18 protein-coding genes are annotated in these 20,252 nt (G+C 63.1%); 4 read left to right on the top strand and 14 right to left on the bottom strand.

Features of this window, described 5'->3' with window-relative positions; genetic code table 11:
- Window positions 1-416: 416 nt before the first annotated feature.
- The 9 genes from ACYCCG_RS11195 to exaC all read right to left on the bottom strand — a co-directional run bounded on the left by ACYCCG_RS11195 (window position 417) and on the right by exaC (window position 9,668).
- Window positions 417-1,118: a LexA family transcriptional regulator gene (locus tag ACYCCG_RS11195; RefSeq protein ID WP_176684370.1), complete on the bottom strand. Its 702-nt coding sequence runs from the start codon at window positions 1,116-1,118 to the stop codon at window positions 417-419.
- A gap of 182 nt (window positions 1,119-1,300) precedes the next feature.
- Window positions 1,301-1,828 carry an inorganic diphosphatase gene (gene ppa / locus ACYCCG_RS11200; RefSeq protein WP_003255365.1) on the bottom strand — a complete coding sequence of 176 codons (528 nt, stop codon included), beginning with the start codon at window positions 1,826-1,828 and terminating at the stop codon, window positions 1,301-1,303.
- A 92-nt stretch (window positions 1,829-1,920) separates the two neighbouring features.
- On the bottom strand, window positions 1,921-2,736 hold the full coding sequence (locus ACYCCG_RS11205) for a M90 family metallopeptidase (RefSeq protein WP_209968211.1): 816 nt from the start codon (window positions 2,734-2,736) through the stop codon (window positions 1,921-1,923).
- A 20-nt stretch (window positions 2,737-2,756) separates the two neighbouring features.
- Window positions 2,757-3,404: a DedA family protein gene (locus tag ACYCCG_RS11210; RefSeq protein WP_209968208.1), complete on the bottom strand. Its 648-nt coding sequence runs from the start codon at window positions 3,402-3,404 to the stop codon at window positions 2,757-2,759.
- 234 nt (window positions 3,405-3,638) lie between these two features.
- Window positions 3,639-4,097 carry a GNAT family N-acetyltransferase gene (locus ACYCCG_RS11215; protein ID WP_028697785.1) on the bottom strand — a complete coding sequence of 153 codons (459 nt, stop codon included), beginning with the start codon at window positions 4,095-4,097 and terminating at the stop codon, window positions 3,639-3,641.
- 107 nt (window positions 4,098-4,204) lie between these two features.
- A complete protein-coding gene (eutC, locus tag ACYCCG_RS11220; RefSeq protein ID WP_103443583.1) occupies window positions 4,205-5,023 on the bottom strand; it encodes an ethanolamine ammonia-lyase subunit EutC in 819 nt (272 codons plus the stop codon).
- A gap of 8 nt (window positions 5,024-5,031) precedes the next feature.
- On the bottom strand, window positions 5,032-6,426 hold the full coding sequence (locus ACYCCG_RS11225) for an ethanolamine ammonia-lyase subunit EutB (RefSeq protein ID WP_010951821.1): 1,395 nt from the start codon (window positions 6,424-6,426) through the stop codon (window positions 5,032-5,034).
- 46 nt (window positions 6,427-6,472) lie between these two features.
- Window positions 6,473-7,921 carry an ethanolamine permease gene (gene eat, locus ACYCCG_RS11230; RefSeq protein WP_003255355.1) on the bottom strand — a complete coding sequence of 483 codons (1,449 nt, stop codon included), beginning with the start codon at window positions 7,919-7,921 and terminating at the stop codon, window positions 6,473-6,475.
- A gap of 226 nt (window positions 7,922-8,147) precedes the next feature.
- The gene (gene exaC / locus ACYCCG_RS11235) at window positions 8,148-9,668 is read right to left on the bottom strand and encodes an acetaldehyde dehydrogenase ExaC (protein WP_176684372.1); all 1,521 of its coding nucleotides are present in this window, start codon (window positions 9,666-9,668) and stop codon (window positions 8,148-8,150) included.
- A 255-nt stretch (window positions 9,669-9,923) separates the two neighbouring features.
- Here exaC and ACYCCG_RS11240 point away from each other — a divergent pair, with 255 nt between their 5' ends.
- The 4 genes from ACYCCG_RS11240 to ACYCCG_RS11255 all read left to right on the top strand — a co-directional run bounded on the left by ACYCCG_RS11240 (window position 9,924) and on the right by ACYCCG_RS11255 (window position 14,265).
- Entirely contained in the window at window positions 9,924-11,939 is a 2,016-nt protein-coding gene (locus ACYCCG_RS11240) for a sigma-54-dependent Fis family transcriptional regulator (protein WP_176684373.1), read from the top strand.
- 66 nt (window positions 11,940-12,005) lie between these two features.
- Entirely contained in the window at window positions 12,006-13,355 is a 1,350-nt protein-coding gene (gene mpl, locus ACYCCG_RS11245) for a UDP-N-acetylmuramate:L-alanyl-gamma-D-glutamyl-meso-diaminopimelate ligase (protein ID WP_459670410.1), read from the top strand.
- A complete protein-coding gene (gene ubiX, locus ACYCCG_RS11250) occupies window positions 13,352-13,981 on the top strand; it encodes a flavin prenyltransferase UbiX (RefSeq protein ID WP_003255348.1) in 630 nt (209 codons plus the stop codon). The genes mpl and ubiX overlap by 4 nt, the downstream gene beginning before the upstream one ends.
- Window positions 13,978-14,265 (top strand): YceK/YidQ family lipoprotein, encoded by a 288-nt coding sequence (locus tag ACYCCG_RS11255; protein WP_209968201.1) that lies wholly within the window; start codon window positions 13,978-13,980, stop codon window positions 14,263-14,265. Before ubiX ends, ACYCCG_RS11255 begins: the two co-directional genes overlap by 4 nt.
- 107 nt (window positions 14,266-14,372) lie before the next feature.
- Here the strand turns inward: ACYCCG_RS11255 and ACYCCG_RS11260 are convergent, their stop codons facing one another.
- From ACYCCG_RS11260 to ACYCCG_RS11280, 5 genes are all read right to left on the bottom strand, one after another.
- A complete protein-coding gene (locus ACYCCG_RS11260; protein WP_252459503.1) occupies window positions 14,373-15,017 on the bottom strand; it encodes an oxidoreductase in 645 nt (214 codons plus the stop codon).
- A 27-nt stretch (window positions 15,018-15,044) separates the two neighbouring features.
- The gene (locus ACYCCG_RS11265; protein WP_392460581.1) at window positions 15,045-16,778 is read right to left on the bottom strand and encodes a C13 family peptidase; all 1,734 of its coding nucleotides are present in this window, start codon (window positions 16,776-16,778) and stop codon (window positions 15,045-15,047) included.
- A gap of 212 nt (window positions 16,779-16,990) precedes the next feature.
- A complete protein-coding gene (locus ACYCCG_RS11270; protein WP_245355382.1) occupies window positions 16,991-18,055 on the bottom strand; it encodes a 2,3-butanediol dehydrogenase in 1,065 nt (354 codons plus the stop codon).
- A gap of 52 nt (window positions 18,056-18,107) precedes the next feature.
- Window positions 18,108-19,214 (bottom strand): acetoin dehydrogenase dihydrolipoyllysine-residue acetyltransferase subunit, encoded by a 1,107-nt coding sequence (locus ACYCCG_RS11275; RefSeq protein ID WP_459670415.1) that lies wholly within the window; start codon window positions 19,212-19,214, stop codon window positions 18,108-18,110.
- A complete protein-coding gene (locus ACYCCG_RS11280; RefSeq protein ID WP_274148801.1) occupies window positions 19,211-20,233 on the bottom strand; it encodes an alpha-ketoacid dehydrogenase subunit beta in 1,023 nt (340 codons plus the stop codon). Before ACYCCG_RS11280 ends, ACYCCG_RS11275 begins: the two co-directional genes overlap by 4 nt.
- Window positions 20,234-20,252: the final 19 nt, after the last annotated feature.

Raw genomic sequence — 20,252 nt, forward strand, 5'->3', positions numbered from 1 at the left:
TTTCCATTGGAAGATTTCGAAATATCAAATTGATGTCCATATACGCTGCAAGAAAAAGCAGACACACCAAGGTCGCTTGCGACAGTGGGGCCTGAGCGCGACTGAAGGCACAAGTGGCTTCGTTCTATGGACGGGCGAGGGGGCTGGAAACCCGCGGATTGTGAGCGTTTTTTAAAGGCTTGTTGAATTAAAAAGCCGGCTTGTGGCCGGCTTCTCGGGGACGCTTCCGACTAATTTATGGTAAGCCGCAATCGCCTTAACTGTGTGGCCATCAAGGGCCTGAAAGAGATGGCAGATGCCCGTGTGGGATATCGCCGAGCCCTCTGGACCGCGGCTCGCGCCGGTCGGGGCTTAATGTGCGGCGTAGCATACAAGGGCGGGCGCAGGATGCCCAGCAAAAAATTGCGCAGGGTGCTTCAGCTGGGCCGCTGCTGGCGGAAATGTGACCAATGGAACACCCAGCCAAGAATTTCCAGGCCCTGCGCCTGACGCTGAGCAGGGGTGTAGCGTTCGACCGCGTAGTTGCGCCTGTCATGGCTGTGCAGGTACAGGATGCCGTGCTCGCCAACACTGAGGTTGTTCACCCTGAGCATGCCGTTTTGCAGCAGGGCATAGGTTTCGCCCTCGACCACCTGGGTCATGCCCAGGTCGATGGCCAGGGTCGCTTCCAGCGGAATCAGCGGGAGCATGTTGTTGGCCGGCATTGCCAGGCAGATTGCATTGCTGGCTTGCACGCCCAAGCCCTTCAGGGTTTTTGCCGGCAAGCGCAGGTGCTTGCTGCCCACCGGCGACAGCAAGCCGTTGCGCACTTCGTAGTAGGGCACCTTCAATACCCGGCCACGATGTTCCCACAGCGGGGTAAGCGGATTGGCGGGCGCTGGCCGTGGAAGGCCGTTGCGCAGGAGTGGGTTGGGGTATTTGGGGCCTTCACCGGTGCGCAGCCAACGTCGGTGCACACAGAACAGATCGGCCAGTTCGTCCAGCCGGGCCAAAGGTACACCGCGTTTGAACCAGTTGTTGACGTGCTGTGCTGTGACGCTGCGCTGGGCGGCGAAATCGGAAGGGGTCAGGCCACATTCGTGGAGCAGGGCTCTGAGGCGGTCGCCGGAAGTGTTCATGGCGGCGAGTGTAGCGGCGGGTTGCCAGTAAGGAAATGAACCGGGTGTTGACGGGATTTGTACGAAAAGAGGCTGTTTGTAGGATGCTGGTGTAGGACTGTGTAGGATTTGTTCCCAGCAGTGAGCGCGTTCCATTCAGGCATGAAAAACCCCGCCAAAGCGGGGTTTCCCTGCAGTCGAAATCAGCCCTTGTAGGCAGCGACCGATTTGGTGATCGCGGCACGGGCGGCGTCGGCGCCTTCCCAGCCTTCGATCTTGACCCATTTGCCCTTCTCGAGATCTTTGTAGTTGGCAAAGAAGTGCTCGATCTGCTGGATCAGCAGGGCTGGCAGGTCGGTGTATTCCTTGACGTCAACGTACAGCTGCGACAGCTTGTCGTGAGGAACAGCGATGACCTTGGCGTCGCCGCCACCGTCGTCGGTCATGTTCAGCACGCCAACCGGACGGGCGCGGATAACCGAGCCTGGGGCCACTGGGTAAGGGGTAACCACCAGCACGTCCAGCGGGTCACCGTCGTCAGCCAGGGTGTTCGGGATGAAGCCATAGTTGGCTGGGTAGAACATCGGGGTAGCCATGAAACGGTCGACGAACAGCGTATCGCTGTCCTTGTCGATTTCGTATTTGATCGGCGCGTGGTTGGCCGGGATCTCGATGGCGACGTAGATGTCGTTCGGCAGGTCTTTGCCCGCCGGAATCTTGCTGTAGCTCATTGGGCAGTGCCCCCGTGTTTGACCAAAAAGTGGCGGCGATTATAGGCACATTCTGCCGGGGCACGCCACGCTTGGCCTGATGTGCGGGCCCGTCAGGCGTGGCTTTCGCGGTACTCGGGGTGTTCCGCCTGCAGCCGGCACAGGCGCGCCAGCGGGTCTTGCCGGTAGAACTTCGACAACTGGTGGTAGACCTGTGGATAAGCCTGATGAAGCAGGTCGGGGGCACTAAAGAAGTACTCGCTGGTAACGGCAAAGAACTCTGCCGGGTTTTCTGCAGCATAGGGGTCGATGGCGGTTTCGGCTGCGGGGTTGGCGTCCAGTTGCTGGTTGAGGTCGTCGTAAGCCTGCTGCATGGCTGTTGCCCACTCATCAACTGGCATGCTGCTGTGCAGTGGTGGCAGGCCGTTGGCATCGCCATTGAGCATGTCGAGCTTGTGCGCCAGTTCATGGATGACCAGGTTGTAAGCCTCCCAGCCACCACTGGCCTGCACGCCGTTCCAGGCCAGGATGATCGGCCCCTGCTGCCAGGCCTCGCCGCTGTGTTCTCCGTCCCACACATGCTCCACGCCACTGGCATCGCGGTGGCGCTGGGGGCTCTTGAAGTCGTCGGGGTACAGGATGATTTCGTGGAAGCCTTGGTACCAGTTCAGCTCACCCAGGTGAAGCAGCGGTAACTGTGCCTGGGCAGCCAGCATCAGGCGCTGTTCGTCGTCCAGTTCGACCCCGGGCAGGCAGGTGAGGTGCTTGTCGAGCAGGAACAGGATGCAGGCTTCGCGCAGCCAGTGGTCTTCAGCGTCGCTGATGCCGTCCAGCATCGGCAGCCGCTCGCGTACGGCCTGCCATTGCTGTGGCGTGATCGGGTAACGCGCCAGAGTACGCTTGCGCCGCCAGGCGCTGAATGACCACATGCGGTTCGTTCTTTACCTGTTCAGTGAGCCTTGGCCGTGCGGCCCAGGCGCCCACGCAGCAAGCCGAGAATCATCGGCACCAGCGACAGGATGATGATGCCCACCACCATCAGCGAAAGGTGCTGCTTGATGAACGGCACGTTGCCGAAGAAGTAGCCCAAGGTGACCAGGCCGCCGACCCAGAGCAGCGAGCCGGCAACGCTGAAGCCGAGGAAGCGTGGGTAGTGCATGTGAGCGATGCCCGCGACGAACGGTGCAAAGGTACGCAAGATGGGCAGGAAGCGCGCCATGGTCACGGTCTTGCCGCCATGGCGTTCATAGAAGTCGTGGGTACGCTGCAGGTAGTCGCGACGGAAGATCTTGGAGTTGGGTTTGTTGAACAAGCGCTCGCCGGCCGTTCGGCCGATCACGTAGTTGGTGCTGTCGCCCAGGATTGCAGCGGCCATCAGCAGGCCGGCCAGCAGCACCGGGTCCATGCCGCCACCCGCCGCGACGGCGCCGGCGATGAACAGCAGCGAGTCGCCCGGCAGGAAAGGCATCACTACCAGGCCGGTTTCGCAGAAGATCACGGTGAACAGGATGGCGTAGATCCAGGGACCGTAATTGGTGACCAGCAGATCGAGGTAGGCATCGAGATGCAGGATAAGGTCCAGCGGGTTGAAATCCATGTACAGCACCTGTGTTCTTGGGCGTAGGCTTGGTTACCGGGGGAAGGGTAAATTTTCACACATGACAGGTGAGCCATTATACGGCTAAGTGAGGATCATGCCCGGGGAGTTTGTAGCGGGGGGTTACGGTAGAGGGGGATTCCTTTACCAGCTTCTTCGCCGGCACGCCCGCTCCCTCAAGGATCACTACCTTGCTTGTGAAAGCGGGCTTGCCCTCGATGCGGTCGGTGCCGGTCAGTCCTGACTGATCGGCAGGATGTAGCTCTTGAACTCGGTATCTTCACGAAACCCGATGGATTCGTAAGTCTTGTGCGCAACTTCATTATTCGCGCTGGTCGACACGCGCATGCGAACAGCATTGGTCTCTTTGGCCATTTTCTTCGCTTCGCGGATCAGGTGGTCGGCGACCAGCATGCGCCGGGAGTCCTCAGCTACATAGATATCGTTGAGAATCCATACCCGCTTCAACGACAGCGACGAGTAGCTCGGATACAGCTGGCAAAAGCCCAGCAGTTTACCGTCGTCATCATCCGGAAGTGCCAGGTAAATCACCGATTCATCCCGCTTCAGGCGCTTTTCCAAAAAGCTGCGCGAGCTGTCGGGATAGGGCAACTGCCCGTAGAACTCACGGTATTTGACGAACAACGGCGTGATCAGGTCGAGGTGTTCCAGGGTTGCCTTGATGATGCGCATGTGCGGCCCTCAGAGTCCATTTGGGAAACAGCGGATTGCAAGCAGCGTTCAAGGGCATGCTGCCCAATGCACAGCACAAGTGCAATCCGCCTTCCGTGACAGGTTTTTTACCCTTTGCCGAGCAGGAAGTTACCTTTCTGGCTGGCGCTGTCTTCATTCTCCAGGCTATGTACCTCGGCTTCGTCCTTCAGATTCACCCCGGAAAGCTGCCGCCGGCAGGCTTCGCGCATCAAGTACAACAGGCGGTGCGCCGCCATGCCATAGCTCAGCCCCTCCAGGCGGATATTGGAAATGCAGTTGCGGTAGGCATCGGTCAGGCCGACCTTGGGTGCATAGGTGAAATACAGGCCAAGGCTGTCGGGCGAGCTCAGCCCCGGGCGTTCACCGATCAGCATCACCGTCATCCGTGCGCCCAGCAGCTCGCCGACCTCGTCGGCCACTGCCACACGGCCCTGCTGGACCAGCACCACCGGGGCGCTGGTCCAGCCGTCGGCGGCAGCCTGTTCCTCGAAGCGGGTCAGGAACGGTAGCGTGTGGCGATGCACGGCCAGTGCCGAGAGGCCGTCAGCCACCACGATGGCCAGGTCGACGCCGCCGGGGTTGGCCTGGGCATGCTGGCGAAGGGTCGCAATCGAGTCTTCGTTCAGCCGGCGGCCAAGGTCCGGCCGCTGCAGGTACTGGTGGCGGTCGCTGGCAGCGCTGTGCAACACCAGGCTTTCGCGCCCGCGGTCACTCAGCTGGCTGGCCAGGCCGGCGTGGTCGAAAGCCAGGTGCACGGCATCACGTGCCTGGGCATGGGCGAACTGGAAGTCCAGCTGCGCCCCGGTCGGCAGGCTGGTGCCGGTGCGGCCCAGGGCGATGCGCGCCGGGGTCAGGTTGCGCAGGGCCAGCCAAGGGTTGTCGGGGGTAGGCGTGCGATGGTCCATGGTCATCCCTATGCAAGCTGTGCCAAGGCCTGGCGGAAGGCCGGCGGCAGGTTGTCACCGAAGCGCACCCGGCCATCGGCCTGGGTGAAGATACCGGTGCGGGCCAGCCATGCCTCGAATTCCGGCCCGGGCTTCAGGCCCAGGGTCTGGCGCGCGTACAGCGCGTCATGGAACGAGGTGGTCTGGTAGTTGAGCATGATGTCGTCGGAGCCGGGGATGCCCATGATGAAGTTGATGCCGGCCACACCCAGCAGCGTCAGCAAGGTGTCCATGTCGTCCTGATCGGCTTCGGCATGGTTGGTGTAGCAGATATCGCAACCCATCGGCACGCCCAGCAGTTTGCCGCAGAAATGGTCTTCGAGGCCGGCGCGGATGATCTGCTTGCCGTTGTACAGGTATTCCGGGCCAATGAAACCGACCACGGTGTTGACCAGGAACGGCTTGAAGTGACGGGCCACGGCATAGGCGCGGGTTTCGCAGGTCTGCTGGTCGACGCCGTGGTGGGCGTTGGCCGAGAGCGCGCTGCCCTGGCCGGTTTCGAAATACATCAGGTTCTGCCCGAGGGTGCCACGTTTCAGCGACAGACCGGCTTCGTAGCCTTCCTGCAATACGTTCAGGTTGATGCCGAAGCCGGCATTGGCCGCCTCTGTACCGGCGATGGACTGGAACACCAGGTCCAGTGGCACGCCGCGGTTGATCGCTTCGATCGAGGTGGTGACGTGGGTCAGTACGCAGGACTGGGTGGGGATGTCGTAGCGCTGGATGATGGCGTCGAGCATTTCCAGCAGGGCGCAGATCGAAGCAATGCTGTCGGTGGCCGGGTTGATGCCGATCATGGCGTCGCCGTTGCCGTACAGCAAGCCGTCGAGAATACTGGCGGCAATACCGGCCGGTTCGTCTGTCGGGTGGTTGGGTTGCAGCCGGGTCGACAGGCGCCCGCGCAGGCCCATGGTGCCGCGGAACCGGGTGACCACGCGGATTTTCTGTGCCACCAGCACCAGGTCCTGCACGCGCATGATCTTCGACACGGCAGCGGCCATTTCCGGGGTCAACCCGGGCGCCAGGGCGCGTAGGCTGTCTTCGTTGGCTTCCTCGCTCAGTAGCCAGTCGCGCAGGCCACCCACGGTCAGGTGGCTGACCGGGGCGAAGGCTTGGGCATCGTGGGTGTCGATGATCAGGCGGGTAACTTCATCTGCTTCGTAAGGGATTAGCGCTTCATTGAGAAAATGCGTCAGCGGAATATTGGCCAAAGCCATCTGCGCGGCGACGCGCTCGGCGTCGTTGCTGGCCGCCACGCCTGCCAGGCAGTCCCCGGAGCGTGCCGGGCTGGCCTTGGCCATCACTTCCTTGAGGCTGTCGAAGCGGTAGACCAGATGGCCGACCGTGTGTACGAAACTTGCCATACAGAATCTCCAGAGCCGCGGGTTGCCCCGCGGCGGGTGGCGACGATCAGTGCAGGGCCTCTTCGGCCTTCTGGATCGCGGCGAATTCCTCTTCCGGTGTGCCCGCGACCAGGTGGTGGCGGCTGTAGAAAGCAAAGTAGGCAATTAATACCGCATAGATCACTGCAGCGCCAATGACTACCCGCGGGTCAACCAGGAATCCGGCGACCACGGCGATGCACGCCAGCACCAGGGCCAGACCGGAGGTGAAGATGCCGCCCGGGGTGCGGTATGGGCGTTCCATCTTTGGCCGGCGGATGCGCAGGGTAATGTGCGCAGCCATCATCAGCACGTAAGACAGGGTAGCGCCAAATACTGCCACCAGGATCAGCAAGTCACCCTGGCCCGTCAGCGACAGGGCAAAACCGATGATGCCGGGGATGACCAAGGCCAGTACCGGGGCCTTGCTTTTGTTGGTTTCCGACAGTTTGCGCGGCAGGTAACCGGCGCGGGACAGGGCGAAGATCTGCCGGGAATAGGCATAGATGATCGAGAAGAAGCTGGCGATCAGCCCGGCCAGACCGACCAGGTTGACGAAGCCGCCCATCCAGGTGGAGCCGCCGTAGGCCTTCGACAGGGCTTCGACCAGCGGGTTACCGGAGGCCTTCAGCGCCTCGGAGCCTGCGCCGCCCGGGCCGACCACCAGGATCAGCAAGGCGAAGGCCAGCAGTACCAGCATGGCACCGATCAGGCCGCGTGGCAGGTCACGCTTGGGGTTCTTGGTTTCTTCTGCGGCCAGTGGCACGCCTTCGACGGCAAGGAAGAACCAGATGGCGTAGGGGATGGCTGCCCACACGCCGACATAGCCGAACGGCAGGAAGCTGCTGGCGCCGACGGCGTCCGTTTTGGCGATGTCGAACAGGTTGGCCGCATCAAAATGGGGCACCATGCCTATCAGGAATACGGCCAGGGCAATGGCGGCAATGGCGGTGATGATGAACATCAGCTTCAGTGCCTCACCCACGCCGAAAATGTGGATGCTGATGAACACGATGTAGAACGCCAGGTAGATCATCCAGCCGCCGATACCGAACAGCGATTGGCAGTAGGCGCCGATGAACACCGCGATGGCGGCAGGGGCGATGGCGTATTCGATCAGGATCGCCGTGCCGGTCAGAAAGCCGCCCCACGGGCCGAAGGCACTGCGGGCAAAGCCGTAGCCGCCGCCAGCGGTGGGGATCATCGACGACAGCTCGGCCAGCGAGAAGCACATGCACAGGTACATGGTGGCCATCAGCAAGGTGGCCAGGAACATGCCACCCCAGCCGCCCTGAGCCAAGCCAAAGTTCCAGCCGGCGTAATCGCCGGAAATGACGTAGGCCACGCCCAGGCCGACCAGCAGTACCCAGCCGGCGGCGCCTTTTTTCAGTTCACGTTGCTGGAAATAGTCAGAGCCGACTTTCTCGAAGTCGACGGAAGAGCCTGCCGGCGATCCGGCGGAATGTTCGCTTGGCATAGATTCACCTGTTGTTTTTCTTGGTGGCCGGAAGGGTTCCGGGCCGATGGTGATGGGTACTGCAGGAAGCGAGCCAGAGCGGCTGGTGCACGGTTGCCGCCCTGGGGTCAGGGTATGCCGGCCTGGCCTCTTCGCGGGTGAACCCGCTCCTACAGGGATTGCGCAAGATTCAAGACCAGCGCAGGACCTGTAGGAGCGGGTTTACCCGCGAAGAAGGCGACGCGGTCTAGAAGAAGCCCAACGGATTGATGTCGTAGCTCACCAGCAGGTTCTTGGTCTGCTGATAGTGATCCAGCATCATCTTGTGCGTCTCACGCCCGACCCCCGACTTCTTGTACCCACCGAACGCGGCATGCGCCGGGTACAGGTGGTAGCAGTTGGTCCACACACGGCCAGCCTTGATGCCGCGGCCCATGCGGTAGGCACGGTTGATGTCGCGGGTCCACACGCCGGCACCCAGGCCGAACTCGGTGTCGTTGGCAATCGCCAGCGCTTCGGCTTCGTCCTTGAAGGTGGTGACGCTGACCACCGGGCCGAAGATTTCTTCCTGGAACACGCGCATCTTGTTGTTGCCCTTGAGCAGGGTCGGCTGGATGTAGTAACCGGTAGCCAGCGCACCTTCCAGCTTCTCGACCTTGCCGCCGGTGAGCAGCTCGGCGCCTTCGTCCTGGGCAATCTGCAGGTACGAGAGGATCTTTTCGAACTGCTGCTGCGAGGCCTGGGCGCCGACCATGGTGTCGGTGTCCAGCGGGTCGCCGCGCTTGATCTGCAGCACCTTCTTCATCACAACTTCCATGAACTGCGGGTAGATCGACTCTTGCACCAGGGCACGCGACGGGCAGGTGCACACTTCGCCCTGGTTGAAGAACGCCAGCACCATGCCTTCTGCCGCCTTCTCGATGAAACTTGGCTCGGCCTGCATGATGTCTTCGAAGTACACGTTCGGCGACTTGCCACCCAGTTCGACGGTGGACGGGATGATGTTCTCGGCGGCGCATTTCATGATGTGCGAGCCCACCGGGGTAGAGCCGGTGAAGGCGATCTTGGCGATGCGCTTGCTGGTGGCCAGGGCTTCACCGGCTTCGCGGCCGTAGCCTTGCACCACGTTGAGCACGCCAGGTGGCAACAGGTCGCCAATGACTTCGAGCAGGACGGTGATGCCCAGTGGCGTCTGTTCGGCAGGCTTCAGCACCACGCAGTTACCAGCGGCCAGTGCCGGGGCAAGCTTCCAGGCCGCCATCAGGATCGGGAAGTTCCAGGGGATGATCTGCCCGACCACGCCCAGTGGCTCGTGGATGTGGTAGGCCACGGTGCCTTCATTGATCTCGGCAGCGCCGCCTTCCTGGGCGCGGATGCAGCCAGCGAAATAGCGGAAGTGGTCGACTGCCAGCGGAATGTCGGCGTTGAGGGTTTCGCGGATCGGCTTGCCGTTGTCCCAGGTTTCGGTAATGGCCAGCAGTTCGAGGTTCTGCTCGATGCGGTCGGCGATCTTCAGCAGCACGTTGGAACGATCCTGCACTGACGTGCGGCCCCAGGCGTCGGCGGCTGCATGGGCGGCATCCAGGGCTTTCTCGATGTCTTCGGCAGTAGAACGGGGGAATTCAGCGATCAGCTTGCCATTCACCGGGGAGGTATTTTCGAAGTACTGCCCCTTTACCGGAGCAACGAACTCACCACCGATGTAGTTGCCGTAGCGGTTCTTGAAGGAAACCTTCGCGCCCTCGGTACCGGGATGTGCATAACGCATGGTGTGTCTCCTTGGTATTGTGCTTTTTAGGGAGTTGAAAAGCATAGAGCAAGGGTTGGGCCAGTGTTGGCCGTGCCAGGCAAATCAATGACTTGGGTCATTTTCACCGGCCTGATCAAGGAGGGGCTGTGCCGGCGTCGGTACGCCAGGGGTGACATTTTGTGCCGTTTGCGACACGTCACCGGTGTGTGCATTGCAAAGCCTACCGGGGTGGAGGATGCTGGGCTGACGCTCTATCTGCGGAGAATTACAACAATGCAGAGCAATCACTTCACTCGCCATGCCCGGCAGGTCCATAGCGTTGCCCATGGTGGGGCCGGGGAGGGCGGCAGTGACCCTTCCATCGCCCGTTCCTGGCTGCGCTGCCTGGAGGATTACCACCTCGACCCGGCGGTGATAGAAGCCCCGGTGGTGCTTGAGCATGGGCGCCTGCTGGAAAGCCGCGAGCGCCTGCACCAGGTGCTGCAAATTGCCGACCATGAAATGAACAGCCTGCACCAGCAGCTTTCCGGCGCGGGCCACGCGGTGCTGCTGACTGACGCCCGCGGGGTGATCCTCAACTGCGTCAGTGCCCCCACCGAGCGGCGCAGCTTCGAGCGTGCCGGGCTGTGGCTGGGTGCCGACTGGAGCGAGGCGCGCGAGGGCACCAATGGCATCGGCACCTGCCTGGTCGAGCGCCAGGCGCTGACCATTCACCAGAACGAGCACTTCCGTGGCCGTCACACTGGTCTGACCTGCTCGGCCAGCCCGGTGTTCGACCCGCATGGCGATTTGCTGGCGGTACTCGACGTATCCTCTGCCCGCCCCGACGTATCGCGGCAAAGCCAGTTCCACACCATGGCGTTGGTCAACCTGTCGGCGAAGATGATCGAGAGCTGCTATTTCCTGCGCCATTTCGAGCAGCAATGGTTATTGCGTTTTCACCTGCAAGCCGAGTCGGTCGGCCTGTTCAGCGAAGGCTTGCTGGCGTTCGACGGCGATGGGCGCATTTGCGCTGCCAACCAAAGCGCACTGAACCTGCTGGGCACGGTACGGGGTGGCGTGCTGGGCAAACCGTTGGAGTGCTTTTTCGCGTGCAGCCATGACGAAATGTTCAGCCGTGCCACGCCCGGCGGCAGCACTGCCTGGCCGCTGCGCACCCTGGACGGTCGCCAGGTGTACGCCAGCCTGCGGGGGCAGGCCCGGGCGCCGGTGTGGTCGGTGCCGGCTGCCCAGCCGCGGCCCGCACGCGAACGCGAGCCGCTGGTCTGTCTGCTGGACCCTGCGTTGCAGAATGATTTCCGCCGCAGCGTGCGGGTGTTCGAGCGCGATGTGCCATTGCTGCTGCGCGGCGAGACCGGCTGTGGCAAGGAGGCCTTCGCCCAGGCTGTGCATCAGGCCAGTGAGCGGCGCGGCAAGCCGTTTGTCGCCATCAACTGCGCGTCCATCCCGGAAAGCCTGATCGAGAGCGAGCTGTTCGGGTACCGCGGCGGTAGTTTTACCGGCGCGCGCAAGGAGGGCATGCGCGGCAAGCTGTTGCAGGCCGATGGCGGCACCTTGCTGCTGGACGAGATCGGCGATATGCCGCTTGCCCTGCAAACCCGACTGCTGCGGGTGCTGGAGGAGCGCCAGGTGGTGCCGATCGGGGGAGAGCCACAGGCGGTGGACGTGCGCATCGTCAGTGCTACGCACCGTGACCTGCTGGAACGGGTTGAGCAGGGCAGTTTCCGCGAGGACCTGTATTACCGCCTCAATGGCCTGGAGGTAGCGCTGCCGGCGGTGCGTGAACGCAGTGACAAGGCGCAGTTGCTGGACTTTCTGCTACGCCAGGAGACGCAGGGGCAACGGATCGACATCGAGCCCAGGGCGCGGCAGGTGCTGCTCGAATATACCTGGCCGGGGAACGTGCGGCAGATGCGCAATGTGCTGCGTACCCTGGTGGCGCTTTGCGAAGATGCCCGCATTACCTTTGCGGACCTCCCCGCAGTCATCCGTACCAGCCCACCTCCCGTGGGGGCGGGCGAGCCCACGAAGATGTCCGACCAGGCAATAGAGGGCGAGGGCGTTGCCCTCGTTCGCGGGCAAGCCCGCTCCCACAGGTCCGGCGGTGCCGCAGAGATTGAGGGTGAATCTGTAGGGACCGAGGTTCTGCTCGACGCGGAGCGGCAAGCGCTGAAGGAGGTCCTGGAGGCAAAACACTGGCATCTCACCCGCGTCGCCGAGCACTTGGGCATCAGCCGCAATACCTTGTATCGAAAACTGCGCAAACACGGCATTACCAGGGGCGACTGAGCGAAACAGCGGGTGCGATTTGTCGCGCCCTGGGCTACCCTGCCTCGATGTTTTGCGAGGTCGACCATGCATATTCACATTCTCGGTATTTGCGGCACTTTCATGGGGTCGCTGGCGGTGCTGGCCAAGGAACTTGGCCACCGCGTCACCGGCTCCGACGCCAACGTCTACCCCCCGATGAGCACCCAGCTCGAAGCCCAAGGTATCGAGCTGACCCAAGGCTATGACCCGGCCCAGCTGGATCCGGCGCCAGACCTGGTGGTCATCGGCAACGCCATGTCGCGCGGCAACCCAGCGGTTGAATACGTGCTGAACAAGGGCCTGCCCTACGTCTCCGGTCCGCAGTGGCTGGCCGACCACGTGCTGCAAGGCCGCTGGGTGTTGGCCGTTGCCGGTACTCACGGCAAGACCACCACCAGCAGCATGCTGGCCTGGGTGCTGGAGCACGCTGGCATGAGCCCGGGCTTCCTGATTGGTGGTGTGCCGCAGAACTTCTCGGTGTCGGCCCGTTTGGGCGACACGCCGTTCTTTGTGGTGGAGGCCGACGAGTACGACAGCGCCTTCTTCGACAAGCGCTCGAAGTTCGTCCACTATCACCCGCGTACCGCGATCCTCAACAACCTTGAGTTCGATCATGCGGACATATTCCCGGACCTGGCCTCGATCGAGCGGCAGTTCCACCACTTGGTGCGGACTATCCCCAGCGAAGGCCTGGTCATCCACCCGACCACCGAGCAAGCGCTGGAGCGTGTGATCGGCATGGGCTGCTGGACCCTTGTACAAACCACCGGGGAGGGCGGCCAGTGGCAAGCCCGCCTGCTCAGCCCCGATGGCTCGCGCTTTGAAGTACTGTTCGAGGGTGAAGTGCAGGGTGTGGTGGATTGGGCACTGACCGGCCAGCACAACGTCGCCAACGCCTTGGCCACCCTGGCAGCCGCGCGTCATGTAGGCGTGGTGCCGGCCATGGGCATCGACGGCCTGAGTGCGTTCAAGAGCGTCAAGCGGCGCATGGAGAAGGTTGCCGAAGTACAAGGTGTGACCATCTATGATGACTTCGCCCACCATCCGACTGCCATTGCCACCACGCTCGACGGCCTGCGCAAGCGGGTGGGGGAGGCGCCTGTGATCGCGGTGATCGAGCCACGCTCCAACTCGATGAAACTCGGTGCCCACCGTGACGGCCTGCCAGAAAGCGTCAACGACGCCGACCAGGTGATCTGGTATGCGCCGGCCAACCTCGGCTGGGACCTGGCCGCAACCGCCGCGCAGTGCAAGGTGCCGAGCGTGGTGGCCGACAGCCTCGAAGCGATCATCGAGCGGATCAAAGGCCAGGCTCGCCCAGGCACCCATGTGGTGATCATGAGCAACGGCGGCTTCGGCGGCCTGCACGGCAAGCTGGCCGAGGCGCTGAAATGAACGGACCGGAGCGCATCACCCTGGCCATGACGGGCGCCTCGGGTGCCCAGTATGGCCTTCGCCTGCTCGATTGCCTGGTACGCGAAGACCGCGAGGTGCACTTCCTGATCTCCAAGGCCGCACAGTTGGTGATGGCCACCGAAACGGACGTCGTGTTGCCGGCCAAGCCCCAGGCGATGCAGGCCTTCCTGACTGAATACACCGGCGCGGCCGATGGGCAGATCCGTGTGTATGGCAAGGAAGACTGGATGTCGCCGGTAGCCTCGGGCTCTGGCGCCCCGGCGGCAATGGTGGTGGTCCCCTGTTCCACTGGCACCTTGTCGGCCATCGCCACTGGCGCCTGCAACAACCTGATCGAGCGTGCTGCCGACGTTACCCTCAAGGAGCGTCGCCAGCTGATCCTGGTGCCTCGCGAAGCGCCATTCTCCACCATCCACCTGGAAAACATGCTCAAGCTGTCGCAGATGGGCGCGGTGATCCTGCCGGCGGCACCGGGGTTCTATCACCAGCCGCAGACCATCGACGACCTGGTCGACTTTGTCGTGGCGCGTATTCTCAACCTGCTGAACATCCCCCAGGACATGTTGCCGCGTTGGGGCGAGCACCACTTCGGGGTGGATGATTGAAGCGAGCACTGGCGGGGTTGCTGGCGCTGGTGATGCTGGGGGGCTGCGCCACGGTGCGCACGCTGGATGCCAACAAGCCCGGCGCACCGGTGGTGTATGCCGGTACCCGGCTGGATTTGTATGTGATCAATGGCGGGTGTTGCCCGCGGGATCATTACGGTGCGGACGCTCCGGCGTATCCGCGCCTGGATCTGCCCGGCAGCATGCTGCTCGATACCCTGCTGCTGCCGTTGTCTTTGCTGACAGCGGCCGGCATAGGCTTCCAGGCCACCGGCGGCCTGTGATGGCCTCTTCGCAGGCACGCCCATTACTGCTGGTGAGTAGTCACTGGAAGATTATGGAGACCCTGTGGGAGCGGGCATGCCCGCGAAGAGGCCAGCACAAGCGAAGCCTAGATCCTGCCCAACTTGCGCAACTCATCCGACTCCACAACCCGCACGCCGTCTTCTTCCTCCAGCGCCAGCCGCCACAGGGCCCGCGCCAGGGTACAAGCCTCGATTCCCCGGTACTTCCCGGGAATCAACCTGGAAAACGGCGCCACAAGCTGTTCAGTCAGCCGTGGCTCCAGCCGCTCGCCCAGCAGGAATGAGGGCCGCACGATGGTCAACTGTGGCCAGTCCTGAGCCTTGAGCGCTTCTTCCATCTCGCCCTTGACCCGGTTATAGAAAATTGACGACTTGGGGTCGGCGCCTACTGCACTGACCACCAGCAGATGCCGCGCGCCCATTTCCCGGGCGCGCTTGCTGAAGGCGACCACCATGTCCAGATCCACTGCGCGGAAAGCCGATTCGGACCCCGCCTGCTTTAGCGTGGTGCCCAGGCAGCAGTAGGCGATGTCGACCCGGCCAGCCAGTTGCGGAAGGAATACCGCCGGGTCGCCCACCGGGTTTTCCAGGTGCGGGTGCTCGGCCAATGGTCGGCGCGTAGGCGCCAGTACGCGGGTGATGGTGGGCTCGTTGAGCAGGCGGTCCAGTAGGTGCTCACCGGTCAGGCCGGTGGCTCCGGCAAGCAGGACATGCTGAGGCGTCAAGTACATGATGTCTCTCCCTTGTTACACACAAGTCTAGTGAGTGCCGGGCATTTTTGCCTGTTCCCTCGCGTTGGCCTGTGTGGTGTTACGCAACGCTTCTTTGGCTTGTTGCTGGCGCAGGTGGTGCCAGTGCTCAAGCACGGCGGGCGGTGCCCACAGCTGCGGCTCGGAGGCCTCGAAGCCTTCCCTGTGTTCTCTTTCGGCAACGCTGGCGCGCGCCAGTTCAAACGCCTGTTTCAGGTCGTCGGTCTGGTTCAGCGCTTCCGCGAACAGGGCATCGCCAAAGTAGGTGAAGTCGGCTTCTTCCGAGCAACCGAAGGAGACGCGGTCGGCCCGGGCAGCGGTCATGATCAGCGTGCGCTCATCTTTGAGCGGGGCGATATAGCCCCCTGAATAGCAGGCGGAGATGACGATTACCTTGTCGCGATCCTTCAGCGGTGCCAGGGCAGTGGCCAGCTCGTCAGCGGCCAGGTCGGCCAGCTGCAGGCGGGGCTGGTCGAGCACCAGTTGGTGGTCCTGGCTGCCATGGCTGGTGAGGTAGATGAACACCAGGTCTTCAGGGCCGCTGCGCTCTGCCAGGGTGGTGGCGGCGCGGGACAGGTTCTCGCGGGTGGCCATGGGGCGTGTGGCCATGTGGTCGCGGTGGTTGACCAGCGTCACCTGGCCACTCGCACCAAAGCGCACCCTGAGCATGTTGCTGACATAGTCGGCTTCGCGCAGGAATACGCTTTGCTGGCCATCGCCGGCCACTACCAGGCTATACAGCTGGATCGGTGGCGCCGAGCGTGGTACCCGAGCCAGCGCCTCGTCCAGCAGCCGGCCCTGGTTGAGCAAAGCCAGGTCCAGTGGGTCTGGCAGCAGCTTGCCATTCTGGTCACGCACGCGCACGCCGTTGGCCCATGTTCCGCTTTCGACCTTGCCACTGGTCAGGATCAGCCGCCCGTGGCCATGGTAGGCATCGTTCAGGAACCCGCCGATGTACTTGCTGCCGTCGGGCAGTTGCAGGCTGCCCTGGCCCGACAGACGCCAGTCGGCGAACTCACCCTTGTAGTGGCTGCCATCGCTGCCCAGCAGTTCCCCTTCGCCGTTCAGCGAGCCGTCCTTGAATTCACCGATCCACACGTCGCCATCGGCATTCTCGTAACGGCCACGGCCCTCCAGGCGGTTGTCCTTGAACTCGCCGATGTACTGCTCGCCATCAACGCTGTCGTAGGTGCCGGCGCCTTGTAGCTGGCCGTTGACGAAGAGGCCGCTGAACTGGTTGCCGCTGGCATCGCTGCGCACCCCGGCGCCGTTGGGCTTGCCCTTGGCGAACAGGCCTTGATAGCGACTGCCGTCGGCCAGTTCCAGTTGGCCTGCGCCGTCGTACAGGTCGTCCTTGAACTGGCCGCGGTATGTCTGGTCGGCTTGCTTGAGGGTGCCCTCGCCGTCGCGGCGGCCGTGGCGGAAGGTGCCGCTATAGTGGCTGCCTGGGGTGGTCAGGTCGCCCAGGCCCTGAAACAGCCCCTCGGCGAACTGGCCGCGGTAGACCTCGCCGTTCTGGCCATGCCATTCGCCCTGGCCGTGCCACTGGCCGTCCTTGAAGCTGCCGGCGTACCAGCTGCCGTTGGGGTAGTCGATCCGGCCCTCACCCTGCAGCAGGCCATCGACCACCTGCCCCCGGTAACGCCCACCGTCAGGCAGACGTGCGTCCGGTGGGAGCAGCGATTCGCCATCGCCACAGGCGGCGAGCAGCAGGAGCAGGGTAATGGGGAGCAGTGGACGCATGGCGAGGACCGGGCAATAGGTCTGCCGAGTATGACGCAGAATGGGAGCCTGAGACAGTGAGCCCATGTCTCGGCGCATAGGCCGTGTACCCTGCGCGTACCCTGTAGGAGCGGCTTCAGCCGCGAACACCGGCGAAGCCGGTGCCCTCCACCGTGTTGCTTCTTCGCGGGCGCGCCCGCTCCCACAGGTGCCACGTTGCCTTCAAGGTACAATCAGCGCACAGCTGGTGAAACGATGATCTTCACGTTCTCCTCTTTGTTGTTCACCAGTTCCTCGAAGCCCAGCTCGACAATCTGCTCCAATCCGATCCGGCCGGTTACCAGTGGGCGAATATCCAGACGACCATCAGCAATGAAGGCAATCACGTCGGCAAACTCGCCGTTGTACGCCAACGCCCCCAGCACCTGCTTCTCGGTAGACACCAGCTCGAAGAAGTTGAACTCGCTGGGCTCTTCGAAAATACCCACCAGCACGCACTTGCCTGCTTTACGGATGGTGTCGATGGCCAGCTTGGCCGTATGTTTGTTGCCGATGCACTCAAAACTCACATCGGCGCCCAGCCCTGCTGTCAGTGCACGGATTTCCGCCAGGGCATCGCACTGGCTGGGGTCCAGCACCACATTGGCGCCCACTTCCTTGGCCTTGGCTTTACGCGCAGAGGACATCTCAAGGGCGATGACCTGCGCCGCACCCGCAGCCTTGGCGCACATGATGGTGCACAGGCCGATGGTGCCGGCTCCCACCACTACAACGGTTTGCCCAAGCAGGCTGCCGGCCTTTTTCACCGCGTGCATACCCACCGCCAGCGGTTCGATCAGTGCCCCGGCTTCGGCAGGGAAGCCCTGCGGCAGCCGGTAGAGCAGGTTGGCGGGCACGTTGACCAGCTCGGCGAAGGCACCGTTGTTCATCAGACCGGTGAAGGCCAGGCGTTCGCAGATGTTGTACAGACCATGGGTGCAGTAATAGCAGGTGCCGCAATGCTGGCAGGCGTCTGCTGCCACCGGGTCGCCTACGGCATAGCCTTCCACGCCTTCGCCAAGCTTGGCGATGTGGCCGCAGAATTCGTGGCCGAGGATGCACTGGCCCTGAATGCCGGTCAGCGGATGCGGGGCCTCTACCGGGATGAACACCGGGCCGGCAACATACTCGTGCAGGTCGGAGCCGCAGATGCCGCACCAGTCCACCTTGATCTGCACCCAGCCCGGCGCAGGGTCGGCCGGCAAAGGTACCTGTTCGACACGAATATCGTTGCGGCCATGCCAGACGGCAGCGCGCATGTGGGTGTGGCTCAGGTCATTCATTGTTGTTCTCCAGGCTCACGAAAAGGGCTTAGTGCTTGCGCAGGAATGCGAGCAGTTGCTGGTTGACCTGTTCGGCCGCCTCCATCTGCACCATGTGGCCGGCCTCTGGCAGCACCCGTATTTCGGCTTCCAGGCCCTCGGCATGGCTGGCCGGGATGATCGCATCCTTGCCACCCCACACCACCAGTGCCGGGTGATTGCCCAGTACCCCGCGCAAGTCGTGGCGCTGCCGGTCGCCGTCGGCGAGCGCCCCTGCCAACTGCTGCAGGGCTTGGTCCACACCTTCCAGGCGCTTGAACTTGAGCATGTCCTCCAGCATTTGCCGGGTGACCAGCGCCTGGTCGGCAAACAACTGCACCATCTGCGGTTTGAGTGCATTGCGGTTGGCCGCGGTGACGAAACCTTGCAAGTACTGCCCGTTGATCGCTTCGCCCAGCCCGGCGCTGGCCACCAGGCTCAGGCTGGCCACCCGCTGCGGGGCCAGGCGCGCCACATTGAGGCTGACGGCACCACCCATGGAATGGCCGGCCAGGTGAGCCTTGGCAATGTCCAGGTGGTCGAGCAGGGCGAGCACGGTTTCGCTGAGCTCATCCAGGTCGCCCCGCTGCAGGGCCTTGGCCGACTCGCCGTGGCCCGGCAGGTCGAGGGCGATGACCCGCCGCTCGGCCGCCAGCGCCGGGTGGTTGAACAGCCAGTTGTTGAGGTCACCGCCAAAACCGTGCACCAGCACCAGCGGTGTGCCGCCTTCACCCAGCTCGAACCAGCGCAGCAGGCGCCCACCTACTTCCGCCTTCTGCGGGGCCGGCCCCTGGCTCTGGTCGGCCGCACCTTCGGCGACGAACTCGGCCTGGAAGCGCTGTACCACCGCATCGATTTCGGCCTCTTCTGCTTCGCCTTCGACGACCACCGCCAGCAGTGCGCCGACGGGCAGGGTTTCATCCGGTTTGGCCACCTGGCGGCGCAGCACGCCGTTGAACGGCGCTTCGACGCTGCTGCTGATCTTGTCGGTCTCGACGTCCAGCACCTCGTCGCCCTTGCTGATTTCGTCACCTTCCTGCTTGAGCCAGGTGTCCACCCGGCCCTCGGTCATCGACAGGCCCCACTTGGGCATGGTCAGGGTATGGATCTGGCTCATGCGGCACTCCTTGCGGCTTCGATCACCTTGCGCACGGCGGCTTCAATCTTCGCCGCGTCAGGGATGTACAGGTCTTCCAGGGCGTCGGAGAACGGCACCGGGGTATGCGGCGCGGTGACCATTTCGATCGGGCCCTTGAGTGCGCCGAAAGCTTTCTGCGCCACCAGCGCGCTGATGTCGGTGGCCATCGAGCAGCGCGGGTTGGCTTCATCGATCACCACCAGGCGGCCGGTCTTCTCCACACTTTCCAGAATGCTGTCTTCGTCCAGCGGGCTGGTAGTACGCAGGTCCAGCACTTCGCAGTCGATGCCCTGACGGGCCAGGTTGTTGGCGGCCTCCAGCGCCACATGCACCATGCGCCCGTAGGTAACCAAGGTCACGTCGTCGCCATCGCGCACGAAGTTGGCTTCGCCGAACGGTACGGTGTACACCTCTTCCGGCACCTCGCCCTGCATGCTGTACAGCAGCTTGTGTTCGCAGAAGATCACCGGGTCGTTGTCGCGGATTGCCTGGATCAACAAGCCCTTGGCATCGTAAGGCGAGGATGGGCACACCACTTTCAGGCCGGGGATGTGCGTCCATAGCGAGGTGAGCATCTGCGAGTGCTGGGCGGCCGCGCGCAGGCCGGCGCCATACATGGTGCGCATCACCAGCGGGGTCACTGCCTTGCCGCCGAACATGTAGCGGAACTTGGCGGCCTGGTTGAGGATCTGGTCCAGGCAGCAGCCGGCGAAGTCGACGAACATCAGTTCGCACACCGGGCGCAGGCCCTGGGTGGCAGCACCGACGGCGGCGCCGACGTAGCCGATTTCCGACAGTGGCGCGTCAAGCACGCGCCCGGGGAATTGGTGGTACAGGCCTTTGGTCACGCCCAACACGCCACCCCAGGCGTCATCCTCGCCGGGCGCACCGGCACCGCCGGCGACGTCTTCGCCAATGATGAACACTGTGTTGTCGCGACGCATTTCCTGGGCCAGAGCTTCGTTGATGGCCTGCTGGTAGCTGATCTTTCTTGCCATGGTGGTTCTCCTGTTTTTC

Source organism: Pseudomonas sp. VEM90 (genome assembly GCF_054611535.1).

Excerpts from the sequence above, each read along its gene's own strand:
- ACYCCG_RS11195 (WP_176684370.1), bottom strand. The coding sequence starts at position 1,118 with ATGAACACTTCCGGCGACCGCCTCAGAGCCCTGCTCCACGAATGTGGC.
- ppa (WP_003255365.1), bottom strand. The coding sequence starts at position 1,828 with ATGAGCTACAGCAAGATTCCGGCGGGCAAAGACCTGCCGAACGACATC.
- ACYCCG_RS11205 (WP_209968211.1), bottom strand. The coding sequence starts at position 2,736 with ATGTGGTCATTCAGCGCCTGGCGGCGCAAGCGTACTCTGGCGCGTTAC.
- ACYCCG_RS11210 (WP_209968208.1), bottom strand. The coding sequence starts at position 3,404 with ATGGATTTCAACCCGCTGGACCTTATCCTGCATCTCGATGCCTACCTC.
- ACYCCG_RS11215 (WP_028697785.1), bottom strand. The coding sequence starts at position 4,097 with ATGCGCATCATCAAGGCAACCCTGGAACACCTCGACCTGATCACGCCG.
- eutC (WP_103443583.1), bottom strand. The coding sequence starts at position 5,023 with ATGGACCATCGCACGCCTACCCCCGACAACCCTTGGCTGGCCCTGCGC.
- ACYCCG_RS11225 (WP_010951821.1), bottom strand. The coding sequence starts at position 6,426 with ATGGCAAGTTTCGTACACACGGTCGGCCATCTGGTCTACCGCTTCGAC.
- eat (WP_003255355.1), bottom strand. The coding sequence starts at position 7,921 with ATGCCAAGCGAACATTCCGCCGGATCGCCGGCAGGCTCTTCCGTCGAC.
- exaC (WP_176684372.1), bottom strand. The coding sequence starts at position 9,668 with ATGCGTTATGCACATCCCGGTACCGAGGGCGCGAAGGTTTCCTTCAAG.
- ACYCCG_RS11240 (WP_176684373.1), top strand. The coding sequence starts at position 9,924 with ATGCAGAGCAATCACTTCACTCGCCATGCCCGGCAGGTCCATAGCGTT.
- mpl (WP_459670410.1), top strand. The coding sequence starts at position 12,006 with ATGCATATTCACATTCTCGGTATTTGCGGCACTTTCATGGGGTCGCTG.
- ubiX (WP_003255348.1), top strand. The coding sequence starts at position 13,352 with ATGAACGGACCGGAGCGCATCACCCTGGCCATGACGGGCGCCTCGGGT.
- ACYCCG_RS11260 (WP_252459503.1), bottom strand. The coding sequence starts at position 15,017 with ATGTACTTGACGCCTCAGCATGTCCTGCTTGCCGGAGCCACCGGCCTG.
- ACYCCG_RS11265 (WP_392460581.1), bottom strand. The coding sequence starts at position 16,778 with ATGCGTCCACTGCTCCCCATTACCCTGCTCCTGCTGCTCGCCGCCTGT.
- ACYCCG_RS11270 (WP_245355382.1), bottom strand. The coding sequence starts at position 18,055 with ATGCGCGCTGCCGTCTGGCATGGCCGCAACGATATTCGTGTCGAACAG.
- ACYCCG_RS11275 (WP_459670415.1), bottom strand. The coding sequence starts at position 19,214 with ATGAGCCAGATCCATACCCTGACCATGCCCAAGTGGGGCCTGTCGATG.
- ACYCCG_RS11280 (WP_274148801.1), bottom strand. The coding sequence starts at position 20,233 with ATGGCAAGAAAGATCAGCTACCAGCAGGCCATCAACGAAGCTCTGGCC.